Annotated in this window: 9 protein-coding genes and 2 tRNA genes; 4 read left to right on the forward strand and 7 right to left on the reverse strand. The window is 74.9% G+C overall.

Features of this window, described 5'->3' with window-relative positions; genetic code table 11:
• Positions 1-45 precede the first annotated feature (45 nt).
• Positions 46-117: transfer RNA gene (locus tag GPA10_RS23055), tRNA-Val, on the forward strand.
• Between the two features lie 40 nt (positions 118-157).
• A tRNA-Val gene (locus tag GPA10_RS23060) sits at positions 158-232 on the forward strand.
• Between the two features lie 104 nt (positions 233-336).
• Here GPA10_RS23060 and GPA10_RS23065 read toward each other — a convergent pair.
• The 4 genes from GPA10_RS23065 to GPA10_RS23080 all read right to left on the reverse strand — a co-directional run bounded on the left by GPA10_RS23065 (position 337) and on the right by GPA10_RS23080 (position 2,876).
• The gene (locus GPA10_RS23065) at positions 337-639 is read right to left on the reverse strand and encodes a TFIIB-type zinc ribbon-containing protein (RefSeq protein WP_079086980.1); all 303 of its coding nucleotides are present in this window, start codon (positions 637-639) and stop codon (positions 337-339) included.
• Between the two features lie 69 nt (positions 640-708).
• A complete protein-coding gene (locus GPA10_RS23070; protein WP_343041242.1) occupies positions 709-1,728 on the reverse strand; it encodes a phosphotransferase family protein in 1,020 nt (339 codons plus the stop codon).
• A 435-nt stretch (positions 1,729-2,163) separates the two neighbouring features.
• Positions 2,164-2,367 (reverse strand): hypothetical protein, encoded by a 204-nt coding sequence (locus GPA10_RS23075; protein WP_016644343.1) that lies wholly within the window; start codon positions 2,365-2,367, stop codon positions 2,164-2,166.
• Between the two features lie 242 nt (positions 2,368-2,609).
• Positions 2,610-2,876, reverse strand: a complete 267-nt coding sequence (locus GPA10_RS23080) for a hypothetical protein (protein ID WP_058851844.1) — start codon at positions 2,874-2,876, stop codon at positions 2,610-2,612.
• Positions 2,877-3,072: 196 nt separating this feature from the next.
• Here GPA10_RS23080 and GPA10_RS23085 point away from each other — a divergent pair, with 196 nt between their 5' ends.
• The gene (locus tag GPA10_RS23085; RefSeq protein ID WP_157167195.1) at positions 3,073-4,566 is read left to right on the forward strand and encodes a serine/threonine-protein kinase; all 1,494 of its coding nucleotides are present in this window, start codon (positions 3,073-3,075) and stop codon (positions 4,564-4,566) included.
• A gap of 120 nt (positions 4,567-4,686) precedes the next feature.
• On the opposite strand, the gene GPA10_RS23090 is transcribed toward GPA10_RS23085, so the two are convergent.
• The 3 genes from GPA10_RS23090 to cobT all read right to left on the reverse strand — a co-directional run bounded on the left by GPA10_RS23090 (position 4,687) and on the right by cobT (position 11,138).
• Positions 4,687-5,505 carry a TrmH family RNA methyltransferase gene (locus GPA10_RS23090; RefSeq protein ID WP_058851842.1) on the reverse strand — a complete coding sequence of 273 codons (819 nt, stop codon included), beginning with the start codon at positions 5,503-5,505 and terminating at the stop codon, positions 4,687-4,689.
• Positions 5,506-5,569: 64 nt separating this feature from the next.
• The gene (cobA, locus tag GPA10_RS23095) at positions 5,570-6,808 is read right to left on the reverse strand and encodes a uroporphyrinogen-III C-methyltransferase (RefSeq protein ID WP_058851841.1); all 1,239 of its coding nucleotides are present in this window, start codon (positions 6,806-6,808) and stop codon (positions 5,570-5,572) included.
• 202 nt (positions 6,809-7,010) lie between these two features.
• Positions 7,011-11,138, reverse strand: a complete 4,128-nt coding sequence (gene cobT, locus GPA10_RS23100) for a nicotinate-nucleotide--dimethylbenzimidazole phosphoribosyltransferase (RefSeq protein ID WP_425505802.1) — start codon at positions 11,136-11,138, stop codon at positions 7,011-7,013.
• On the opposite strand from cobT, the gene GPA10_RS43765 reads away from it, so the two are divergent.
• On the forward strand, positions 11,118-11,942 hold the full coding sequence (locus tag GPA10_RS43765; RefSeq protein WP_343041236.1) for a hypothetical protein: 825 nt from the start codon (positions 11,118-11,120) through the stop codon (positions 11,940-11,942). The two genes, cobT and GPA10_RS43765, sit on opposite strands and share 21 nt — an antisense overlap.
• The last annotated feature ends 133 nt before the right edge of the window (positions 11,943-12,075 follow it).

Genomic DNA, 12,075 nt, shown 5'->3' on the forward strand with positions numbered 1-12,075 from the left:
CTGGAATCTCTGATCATGAGTTCTTGATCATGTAGAGGTTTCCCCGCGCGATTAGCTCAGCGGGAGAGCGCTTCCCTGACACGGAAGAGGTCACTGGTTCAATCCCAGTATCGCGCACGCACAGGTCCCCTCAGGGGGCCGCGTCGCAGGTTGACCCGCGCGATTAGCTCAGCGGGAGAGCGCTTCCCTGACACGGAAGAGGTCACTGGTTCAATCCCAGTATCGCGCACCAGCCACAAGAAGCCCCCGGCCGTCTCCACGGCCGGGGGCTTCTTCTTGTGCACGGGCCGGCGCACCGGCAGACACCCCGGTCGGCGCGTCGGCCGGTGCGCCGGGTCAGGACGAGAAGAGCATGTGCCCGAAGCTCTTGTGCCGCTTGTGGCCGTGGTGGCCGTGGTGCTCGTGGTGGTGGCCCGAGTGGTGCGGGGCGCCCCACGCGGGCGCGGGCGCCGCCGGGTAGGCCGGGGCCGCCGGCGGGGCGGGTGGTGCCTGGTGCCCGCTCCACTGGCTCTCCAGACGGGTCAGGGCCTCCAGCTCGCCGTAGTCGAGGAATATGCCGCGGCAGCCACTGCACTGCTCGATCTGGACGCCATTGCGGTTGTACGTGTGCATCGGTGCGTGACACTTGGGGCACTGCATGGTCGGCTCAACTCCTCGCCGGTCGCTACTGCTTCGCCGGATGTCTGCCCGGCTACGGTGCAGAGCACCCTACTTCGTGCACGTCGGCGCCAAGTCCGGCGGGACGGCGGCCATCCGGCGGCAGGCGTCCACGAACGTCTCCTCGACCTCGTCGAGCGGGCGCCCCGCGGCCACCGCCTTGGCGATCGCGAGGGCGGCGGTCTGCACGGTCAGCGCGCGGGCCGGGACGTCGAGCACCGGCCAGGGATCCGCGCCGTCCGCGGGCACGGCCGGGCCTCCCGCCGCGCGGTAGGCGTTCAGGAACCGCGTCCACTCCTCCCCGAGGAGCAGACCGCAGGCGTACCAGGCAGCGGGGCGGGCCAGGTCCCAGGCCGGGTCGCCGGTGCCGAGGTCGTCGACGTCGATGAGCAGCCAGCGGTCGGCGGCCGCGGGGCGGTCCAGGTGCGGGTCCGTGCGCGGGTGCGGCAGGCGGCGGCCGAGGCGCGGGTCCTGCGGGGCGCGGACGAGCTGGCCCAGGTGCAGGTCCCCGTGGCACAGGAGCGGGGGGCCCGGCCAGGGCGCCTCGTCGCGGGCCCAGGCGGGCAGCACCGCCCACGCGCGCTCCACCGGGGAGGCGGCGGGGTGCGGGGCGGCGGCCCGCAGCCGGGCCACGGCGCGGGCCGCCTTCTCCGGGCCGCGCATCGGCGGCAGCGGGTACGGGAGCAAGGCGGGCGGGGTGCGGTGCAACCGGGCCAGGAGGGTGGCCGCGGCCTCCCAGGGGGCCGCGTCCGGGTCGTCCCGGTCGACCGGGGTGCCGTACGGCCAGAACGTGACCAGGCGGTCGTCCAGGCGGGTCGGCCGTGCGGACAGCGGGGCGAGGAGTGCGTCGGCGAGGCCGGGGTGGGCGGCCGCCGCGAGGCGTGCCGTCAGGTCGGACTCGGGCGTGCCGGGCGCGTGCGCCTTCGCCACGACCTGGGCGTGCCGGACGACCGTGGCGTCGGAGCGGTCGGCCAGGACGGCGTGCGGTTCGCTGCAGGCGCAGCCCTCGCTGTGGCGTGCCCTGAGTCTGGCCTGTGCGGTCAGGGCGGGGATGAGGGTGGTCACGTGGATCGGTCCCGGAGTACTCGAAGTGTGCGCTGAGCGTACGGGGTCACGCGGGCCCTCCTGGCCCACCTCGGAGAAGCGGTCCCGTCCTGGGCGGCGGATCCGTGCGCTTCCGGGAGTCGGGGCCGCGCCCTTCGAGACCGGATCCGTGCGCTTCCAGAAGTCGGAGCCGCTCACGCCGCACGAAATCGCACAGAATCACACGGGGCCACACAGTGCCGGACGGCACCTCACAGGACCGTACGACCGACACCTCACAGGACCACGCGACGTCTCACGGGGCCGCACCGGACCGCAGCACCGGGCCGTACGGGAAAAGAAACAGCCCGCGCAGCTCCCCAGCTGCGCGGGCTGTCGTGCCGTCCGCCGCACCCCCGTCCCCACGGGGTTTCATGGCCGGATGTCCCCGCCCGGACCGCTCTTCCGGGCCCGGGGCGCCGCTCAGCGCCCCAGCATCACGCCCACGGACGACGCTTGTGTGACCACTGCCTCCCAGCCGCCGAAGGCGACCGTGAGCAGGGCTGCCAGGGGGAGGACCATGAGCGTGGCCACCAGCGGGTGGCGCGTTCCGGACGGCCGGACGCCCAGGGTGGAGAGCTTGCGTCCCTGTGTGCGGATCATCGTCCGCGGCGCGGTGTCCGCCATGGTTCGCTCCCTTCCTGACCTTGTCGCTTACTGCGTTGGATCGGTGCGAAGGCGGGGTGCGAGCACCCCACGATCGGGTAGCGGCGAGTGCCTGACCTCGGGGGACGAGTGCTGCACCCGCCGCTTGACTTCAAACTTAGGCCGATCGCGGTCGGAGGTCGTCATGCCCTCGTACCGATTGGCGGGCCTCCCGGAGGATGACCGCTCGTCACACAAGTACTCCCGTGGGTGGAGACGAGGACCTAGGTCTCGGGGTCTTCCCGGAGGGGACGTCCTGGCCGCTCGGAGCTGTCCTCGCGCGGGACGGGCTGCTCCACCAGGGCCAGGACCCGGGTCGACATGAACCGCGCGGTGCGGACCACGGAGCCGCTGCGGGTGACTTCGCTCACTTCCACCACCCCCCTGCGGACGGCCGTCTCCACCCGGCGGCCGGCCCGGCTCGCCACCACTTCGTACGTCCGTGTCGTGTCCCCGGCGTCCACCACTATCTCCACGCGGTCACCCTTCACGTGATCAATCCCCCTTCGGCGACGGGCGGTTGACAGGCCCGGAGACGGGAAATGCCCGGTCTCCCGCGGCTCCTGACCACTCTTCGAGTCTCCCACCCGGCACTGACAATCCGTCGGCCCGCGAGGGCGCGGCCTCTGCACGTGCCCGGCCGCGGAAACGTAAGCTGTGGCTCGTCAGACGGACCGGGCAGCGGGGATGAACATGGCGATGATGCGCCTGAGGCGCGAGGACCCGCGTGTCGTCGGCTCGTTCAGGCTGCACAGGCGGCTGGGCGCCGGCGGGATGGGCGTGGTCTATCTGGGCTCCGACCGCCGGGGTCAGCGCGTCGCCCTGAAGGTCATCCGGCCGGACCTGGCGGAGGACCAGGAGTTCCGTTCGCGCTTCGCCCGCGAGGTGTCGGCGGCCCGGCGCATCCGGGGCGGCTGCACGGCCCGGCTCGTCGCCGCCGACCTGGAGGCGGACCGGCCCTGGTTCGCCACCCAGTACGTCCCGGGGCCCTCGCTGCACGACAAGGTCGCCACCGAGGGTCCGCTGTCCGCGGCCGAGGTCGCCGTCATCGGCGCCGCGCTCTCCGAGGGGCTCGTCGCGGTGCACGAGGCCGGTGTCGTCCACCGCGACCTCAAGCCGTCGAACATCCTGCTGTCCCCCAAGGGGCCGCGGATCATCGACTTCGGCATCGCGTGGGCGACCGGCGCCTCGACCCTGACGCATGTGGGCACGGCCGTCGGCTCCCCGGGCTTCCTCGCGCCCGAGCAGGTGCGCGGGGCCGCCGTCACGCCCGCCACCGACGTGTTCGCGCTCGGTGCCACGCTCGCTTACTCCTCCATGGCCGACTCGCCCTTCGGGCACGGCAGTTCCGAAGTGATGCTGTACCGCGTCGTGCACGAGGAGGCCCAGCTGCACAGCGTGCCGGACGCCCTCGCGCCGCTGCTGCGGGCCTGTCTCGCCAAGGACCCGGAGGAACGTCCCAGCACGCTGCAACTGTCGCTGCGGCTCAAGGAGATCGCGGCCCGCGAGGCCCAGGGCCTCAGCGACGTACGGCCGCCCGCGCCCCGCAAGGACCAGGACCGCCCGACCGGCCGGCTCGCGGAGGCGTACGACACGTACGACGACCAGCGCACGCAACGGCGCACGGCTCCCGGCACTCCCCTGCCGCGCCCCGGACCCTCCCGCACGGGCTCGTCCCGCCCCGGGGACTCCCGTACGGGGAATCCCCGGACCGGCGACTCCCGTGGCGGGGACGCGCGTACCGGGGACCCGCGTGGCGGGGATCCCCGTACGGGCGGATCCCGCACAGGGGGATCCCGTACGGGCGGATCCCGCACCGGGGGCTCGCGCACCGGCGGATCCCGTACCGGCGGCGGGTCGCGCACAGGGGGCGCGCAGTCCGGTGCGCGGCCAGGCGCCCCGCGTGACGGCTCACGTCCGGGCGGCAGGTCCGGGCCCCGCAGCGGCGCCGGACGCAAGGGCGGGCCGCGCACCACGGGCACCGGACGGCGGCCCGCCAATCCGAAGCTGCTGCGGCAGCGGCTGTTCGTCTTCGTCGTCGTGACGCTGCTCGTCGCCCTGGGGATCGCCGCCGCCCAGGGGTGTCAGGGGCCCGCGCGCGGGTTCGGGGCCGGGCAGGACCCCGTACGGGTCACCGGTCAGGGCCACGTGGCCGACGGGCCCACGGGACTGACGGGCTGACAGGACCGGCGGGCTGACGGGACCGGTGGCTTGACGCGGCCGACGGACAGGCCGACGGGGCCGACGGGGCCGACGCTGTCCCGACCGCCGTGCTCAGGTCCGCGCGCGGCCGGTCGCCAGTCAGGCCTGCGGACGGCCCGTCGCCACCGCGTAGAACGCGACCGCCGCCGCCGCGCCCACGTTGAGCGAGTCCACGCCGTGCGCCATCGGGATGCGGACCCACTCGTCGGCCGCGACCAGGGCCTGCCTGGAGAGCCCCTCGCCCTCGGCGCCGAGCATCAGGGCGACGCGGTCCATGCGGTGCGGAGCCGCCTCGTCGAGGGTCCTGGCCTTCTCGTCGGGAGTGAGGGCCAGCAGGTTGAAGCCGGCCTCCCTGACCCCGTCGAGGCCGCGCGGCCAGGAGCCGAGGCGCGCGTAGGGCACGGAGAAGACGGCGCCCATGGAGACCTTCACCGAGCGGCGGTAGAGGGGATCCGCGCAGTCCGGCGAGAGCAGTACCGCGTCCATGCCGAGGGCGGCGGCGGAGCGGAAGATCGCGCCGATATTCGTGTGGTCGTTGACCGCCTCCATGACCACGACGCGGCGGTGCCGCTGGAGGAGCTCCTCGGCCGTGGGCAGCGGCTTGCGCTGCATCGAGGCGAGGGCACCGCGGTGCACGTGGTAGCCGGTGACCCGTTCGGCGAGGTCGGGGCTGACCGCGTACACGGGCGCCGGGACCTCGTCGATGACGTCGCGCATGACGTCGACCCACTTCGCGGAGAGGAGCATCGAGCGCATCTCGTAGCCCGCGAGCTTGGCGCGCCTGATCACCTTCTCGCCCTCGGCGATGAACAGGCCCTCGGCGGGCTCGCGCTTGCGGCGCAGCTCGACGTCGGTCAGGCCCGTGTAGTCGCTCAGGCGCGGGTCGTCGGGGTCGTCGATGGTGAGGAGATCGGCCACAGGGTGATACTGCCTTGTCCTGGAGAGGGTGCCAACGGCTGCGGAGCGGTTCCGTTACCGATGGTTACGTACGGTCGGGTGTGGTGGGGTTCATCGCGGCGACCGGGCCGATCACGATGACCGCCGGGGGCTTCACGCCGTGGGTACGCACCGCCTCGGCGACCGTGCCCAGGGTGGCGTCGACGCGGCGCTGGGCGGCCGTCGTGCCTTCCTGGACGAGGGCCAGCGGGGTGTCGGCCGACTTGCCGTGGGCGATCAGGGCCTCGGCGATGCGGCCGATCTTGTCCACGCCCATCAGGATCACCAGCGTGCCGCGCAGCCGGGCGAGTGCCTGCCAGTCGACGAGGGAGCGCTCGTCGTCGGGGGCGACGTGGCCGCTGACCACCGTGAACTCGTGCGCCACACCCCGGTGCGTCACCGGGATGCCCGCGGCGCCCGGCACCGAGATGGAGCTGGAGATGCCCGGCACCACCGTGCACGCGATGCCCGCATCGGCCAGTGCCTGCACCTCCTCCATGCCGCGGCCGTAGACGTAGGGGTCGCCGCCCTTGAGGCGGACCACCGCCTTGCCCTGCGCGGCGTGCTCGATCAGCGCGTTGTTGATGGCCTCCTGGGCCATGAAGCGGCCGTAGGGGATCTTCGCCGCGTCGATCACCTCGACGTGCGGCGGCAGCTCGTCGAGGAGGTCGCGCGGGCCGAGCCGGTCGGCGATCACCACGTCGGCCTCGGCGAGCAGCCTGCGCCCGCGCACCGTGATCAGGTCCGGGTCGCCGGGGCCGCCGCCGACGAGGGCGACGCCGGGGTGCCGGGTGCGGTGCTGCGGGGCCACCAGGCTGCCGTCGCGCAGGCCCTCCACCAGGGCGTCCCGGATGGCGGCGGTGCGGCGGGGGTCGCGGTCCTTGGCCTCGGCGGTGAGGACGGCGACGGTGACGCCCTCGCTGCGGCCGGTGGCGGGGGTCCAGGCCGTCGCCGCGTCGGCGTCGTCGGAGCGTACGCACCACACGCGGGACCGCTCGGCCTCGGCGGACGCGGCCTCGTTGGCGGCGTGGTCGCTGGTGGCGACCAGGGCGTACCAGGTGTCGGCGAGGTCGCCGTCGGCGTAGCGGCGGCGCTCCCAGGTGATCTCGCCCGCGTCGGCCATCGCCTCCACGGACGGGGTCGCGGACGGGGACACGAGGAGGACGTCGGCACCCGCGGCGACGAGCGCCGGGAGGCGGCGCTGGGCGACCTGGCCGCCGCCGAGGACGACGACACGGCGGCCGGCGAGGCGGAGGCCTACGGGATAGGCGGGGTGTTCGGCCATGACGGTGCGGCTCCTCGTCGGCGCGGGGCGATGGGCGCTACGGCTCTGGAGCGGCCCTGACGTGCGGATTTTAGAGGTTGCTTCAGCGTAGGGCGGGAGTGGGGCCGGTGCTCGGTCCCACCGCGGGACCCCCTCCGTCACCCGGAGGGGGTCCCACGGCAGGGCCCGAGGCGCACCGGCCCCACTCCCGCCCGGCCGAGGGCTACTTCTCGGTGACGCCCGCCGAGTCGAACGTCGCGACCTCGTGCATGGCACGGGCGGCGCTCTGGACGACCGGCAGGGCGAGCAGCGCGCCCGTGCCCTCGCCGAGACGCAGGTCCAGGTCGACCAGGGGGCGCAGGCCCAGCTTGTTCAGGGCGGCGACGTGGCCGGGCTCGGCGCTGCGGTGGCCCGCGATGCAGGCCGCGAGGACCTCGGGGGCGATGGCGCGGGCGACCAGGGCCGCGGCGCCCGCGCTCACACCGTCCAGGATGACGGGGGTGCGCAGCGAGGCACCGCCGAGGAGCAGCCCCACCATCGCGGCGTGCTCCAGGCCGCCGATGGCCGCGAGCACGCCGACGGGGTCGGCCGGGTCCGGCTGGTGCAGGTCCAGGGCGCGGCGGACGACCTCGACCTTGCGGGCGTGCATCTCGTCGTTGATGCCCGTGCCGCGTCCGGTGACCTCGACGGGGTCGGTGTCGGTGTAGACGGAGATGAGGGCCGCGGACGCCGTGGTGTTGGCGATGCCCATCTCGCCGGTGAGCAGCGCCTTGTTCCCGGCCGCGACCAGGTCGCGGGCGGTCTCGATGCCCACCTCGATGGCGGCCTTCACCTCCTCGCGGGTGAGGGCGGGGCCGGTCGTCATGTCGGCCGTGCCGGGCCGGATCTTGCGCGGCAGCAGGCCGGGCGTCGCGGGGAGTTCACCGGCCACGCCCACGTCGATGACGCAGACCTCGGCGCCGACCTGGTTGGCGAAGGCGTTGCAGACCGCGCCGCCGCCGAGGAAGTTGGCGACCATCTGGCCGGTAACCTCCTGGGGCCAGGAGGTCACGCCCTGGGCGTGCACGCCGTGGTCGCCCGCGAAGATCGCTACGGCGGCGGGCTCCGGAATCGGCGGCGGGCACATCCGGGACAGGCCGGACAGCTGCGCGGAGATGATCTCCAGCATGCCGAGGGCGCCCGCGGGCTTCGTCATCCGCTTCTGCCGCTCCCACGCCTCGCCGAGCGCCTTGGCGTCCAGCGGACGGATGTTGCTCACGGTCTCGGCGAGCAGGTCGTGCGGGTCCTCGCCGGGCAGCGCGCGGCGGCCGTACGTCTCCTCGTGCACGACCCAGGACAGCGGGCGCCGCTTGGACCAGCCCGCCTGCATCAGCTCCGGCTCCTCCGGGAACTCGTCCACGTACCCGACACACAGGTACGCGACGACCTCCAGGTGCTCCGGCAGGCCGAGGGCGCGCACCATCTCGCGCTCGTCGAAGAAGCTGACCCAGCCGACGCCGAGGCCCTCGGCGCGGGCGGCGAGCCACAGGTTCTCGACGGCCAGCGCCGAGGAGTACGGGGCCATCTGCGGCTGGGTGTGCCGGCCGAGGGTGTGGCGGCCGCCGCGGGTGGGGTCGGCGGTGACGACGATGTTCACCGGGGTGTCGAGGATGGCCTCGATCTTCAGTTCCTTGAACTGCTTGGCGCGGCCCTTGGGCAGCGACTTGGCGTACGCCTCGCGCTGCCGCTGGGCCAGTTCGTGCATGGTGCGCCGGGTCTCGGCGGACTTGATGACCACGAAGTCCCACGGCTGGGAGTGCCCGACGGAGGGTGCCGTGTGGGCGGCCTCCAGGACGCGGAGCAGGACCTCGTGCGGGATCGGGTCGCCGCGGAAGCCGTTGCGGATGTCGCGGCGCTCGCGCATCACACGGAGCACGGCCTCGCGCTCGGCGTCGGCGTAGCCCGGAGCGGGGGGTTCCACGGAGCCGTCGGCGAGGGGTTCCACGGAGCCGTCGGCGGGGAGGGGCTCGGCCTCGTCGGGGTCGGCCGCGAGGGAGTCAGGGGCAGGGGGCTCGGCCTGCGCTGCCTGGGCTGCCTGCTCGGTCTGCGCTGCCGGCGCTGCCTGCGCTGCTGCCTGCTCGGCCTGCGCTGCCTGCGCTGCTTGCGCTGCCTGCTCCGGGGTGTCTGCGGCGGGCTCCTCGCCCGCTTCGCGCAGGGCACCGGCCGCCACCGCCGTGTTCGCCACGCTTGCGGCGTCCTCGGCCTCGGTCTCGGTCTCGGCCTCGGCGGTGTCCGGGGCTGCGGCGTCGGTCGCGCTGGCGGCTGCTGTGTCCGCTGCGCCCGCTGCTTTTGTGGTGTCTGGTGCGTGTGTTGCGTGTGTTGCGTGTGTTGCGTCTGCCGCGTCCGCTGGTGCGTTCGCGTCTGTCGCGTTTACGTCTGTCGCGTTCGCGTCCGTCGCGGCTGCGGCGTCTGCCGGGACTGCTGGATCCACCGTGTCGGTGGTGAGCGGCAGGGGCTCGGGGCCGCCGTCCGTGTCCGCCGGGGCGGCGGGCGCCGTCAGGTCCGTCAGGTCCTCGGGTCCGTCCTCGATGAGGACGGCCGGAGCGGGCTGCTGTCCGGACTGGTGCGCGGGGTCGGTGGGTCCGGCCGGGTGAGGTGCGTGCATCGGCTCGTCGGGGTCGGTCGTCGCCGGGGCGGACGGGAACGGCGAACCGTCCTCCGCCGCGTCGACGGGTGCGGGTGCCGCCCCTGCGGGTCCGGCCGTGGGCCGGTCTCCGTCGCGGGGTGCGGGCACGGTGGCTGCGGGCTGCTGCCCGGCGTCGGGGGTGGCATCGGGTGCGGAGTCCGCTCCCGGCCGGGTGTCCGGCGCGGCCTCGGCCTGCTCCGGGAGCCCGCCCGCCGGTACGGCTGCGGGGTCCCGGTCGGCGTCGGCGGTCTGCTGTGCCGGGGCGTCGGGGCCGTCGCCTGCGGCCTCCGGCTCCGGCGTGAAGTACTCCGGCGGTACGGAGAGGGGGCTCGGCGGTGTCGGCGCGAGGTGCGGTGTGGTCGGCACCGAGCCCTCGACCGGCACGAACTGGCCGAGGGGCGCGGGGGCCTGGGCCGCGAAGGCCTGCCCTGCGGCGTCCGGCAGTCCGGCGCCCGCGAGGTGCGGTCCCTGCGCGGTGTACGCGTCGGGCCACGGCTGCGCGGCGTCGGGGGCCTGCGGCGCGACGGCGTGCTGCGGAGGGGTGTGGGCGGCCCGAGCGCTCTGTCCGTCGGCTTGCGCGCCGGGCGGGCCGGGCGCGACGGGCGGGCCAGGCGGGGTGGGGACGGTTGCGGGCGTGCTCGGGGCTGCTGCTGCCACCGGGGTGGCCGGGTCGACCGGGTCGGCGGCTGCGGTCGCGGCGGGCGCGGGGTCGGCGGCTGCGGGGGCCGTGACTGCGGGTGCTTCGTGGGCTGCGGAAGCCTGGTGGACTGCGGGTGCCTCGTGCGGGAGCGGAGCGGCGCCTTCCGGGGCGGGCTCGGGCGTGGCCGTCGCCGCGGGCTCCGCGGCTGAGGGCTCCGCGGCTGAGGAGGGCACCACGGCGCCCTGACCTGCGGCGTCAGGAACATCAGCCGTGGTGGCAGCACCGGGTTCGGTCACACCGGGGCCGGTGTTCGCGCCCACGCCCGCGCTTGCGCTCGCCTCGGCACCGTCCACTGCCGTGGCGAGGTCCTGCGGGGCGTGCGCGGTCGGCTCCTCGTACGCCGGGGCGGAGCCCTCTGCTCCCGGGGGCGTGTGCGGGGTGTCCTCGGCGGCGGGTGCTTCCGATGCCTCCGGGGTGCCCGGAGCGGAGCCGTCCACCGGGGTGCCCGGAGCGGAGCCGTCCGCCGGAGCCGTGGCTTCCGTCACGACAGCGCCGTCGACCGCAGCCTCCGATACGGGTGTGGCCGCTGTGACCAGCGAGCCCTCTGCGCCTGCCGGGACGACCGTTTCTGCTGGTAGACGCTGGGGTTCCTGCGGCTGCGGTGACCACGGGGCGGCGCCCTGCGGCGGGATCTCGCCGAGCTGGGGCCCCGGCAGGACGGCGGCCGCGTCGTCGCGCGGGACGTCGAGGTACTCCGGGCCGCTCGTAGGCGGGCCCGCGTGCCGTACGGGCATGGGGTGCGGTGCGCCGCTCGCGGGGCCCCGGTCGGCCAGGGAGCGGACGGGGCTCGCGGAGCCGTCGGGGACCGCGGGCGCGGCCGGGCCGCGGTGCAGCGGGCGCCGGACGGGGTTCTGGTGCGTGGCGGGGGCGGCGCCGTTGTCGTGCGACGCGGGCCTGGTGCCGTGGCCGCCGGGCAGGTTCATCCCGGTGAGGTCGACGGAGCCGCTGTCTCGACCGGAGGTCTCGTGGGGGCCGGGCTGATGCACGGCCTGCTCCTGACCGACCACCGCATGCTCGGGCGCGGGCGTCTGCTGCGCGGAGGCGGCTGCCTGCTGCGCGGCCTTGGCAGCTTGGTGCGCGGGACCGCCCACCTGCGGCGCGGCTCCGGCCACATCCTGCGCGGACCCGGCTGCCTGCTGCACGGCCTTGGCAGCTTGGTGCGCGGGACCACCCACCTGCTGCGCAACTCCGACCGCAACCTGCCCGGAGCCACCCGCTTGCTGCGCGACACCCTCGGCCTGCTGACCGGGGTCACCAACCTGCGCCCCGGCGTCCCGCACCTGCTGCTCGGAGCCACCCTGCTGCGCGGAACCACCCTGCTGCGCGGAACCACCCTGGACCTGGGCAAACCCCGACCGCCCCCCCTGCCCGTCGGCAGCGAGAGCCCGCCCGACGGCAGCCGCCCCGGCGTTCGGGTGGGCGGCGCCCGGCTGCTGCCCGGCCTGCGCGCCAGCGGCACCGGCAGCGCCAGCCGCACCGGCACCGACAGCGCCAGCGCCAGCGGCACCGCCAGCGGGCCGAGCCGCCCCGGCGCCAGCCCGCACGGGCGCACCCTGCCGCCCCTGCGGCCCCTGCGGCACCTGCGGCACCTGCGCCTCGCTCCACGCGCCCTGGGCACCCGGCATCAGCAGCAGGTCGTCGTCCTCGGCGGGGTTGTCGGAAGGGTCGAGGAAGGTGTACGCGGCCGGCGCGGGGACGCCCGGCTGCTCCACCCTGCCTGCGCTCTCCGGCAGTCCCTCACCCGGGACCTGGCCGGTGTCGGTCATGCGTACCCCTCGCCCATCGGTTAGTCCTTCTTTGACCGCCCGTCATCCACAACGAGCGCACGTGCCGCGCGGCACGCACCGCGTACGGACCACAGGCATTGTCGCGGTAGCACCGCCGCCGTGGCAGCTTGATCGGCCACGGTCCGCTGTGGACTGC

It is taken from the genome of Streptomyces typhae, assembly GCF_009755605.1.
GTDB lineage: Bacteria > Actinomycetota > Actinomycetes > Streptomycetales > Streptomycetaceae > Streptomyces > Streptomyces typhae.

Coding starts and splice junctions, on each gene's coding strand:
- cobA (WP_058851841.1), bottom strand. CDS start 6,808: ATGGCCGAACACCCCGCCTATCCCGTAGGCCTCCGCCTCGCCGGCCGC.
- GPA10_RS23085 (WP_157167195.1), top strand. CDS start 3,073: ATGAACATGGCGATGATGCGCCTGAGGCGCGAGGACCCGCGTGTCGTC.
- GPA10_RS23075 (WP_016644343.1), bottom strand. CDS start 2,367: ATGGCGGACACCGCGCCGCGGACGATGATCCGCACACAGGGACGCAAG.
- GPA10_RS23065 (WP_079086980.1), bottom strand. CDS start 639: ATGCAGTGCCCCAAGTGTCACGCACCGATGCACACGTACAACCGCAAT.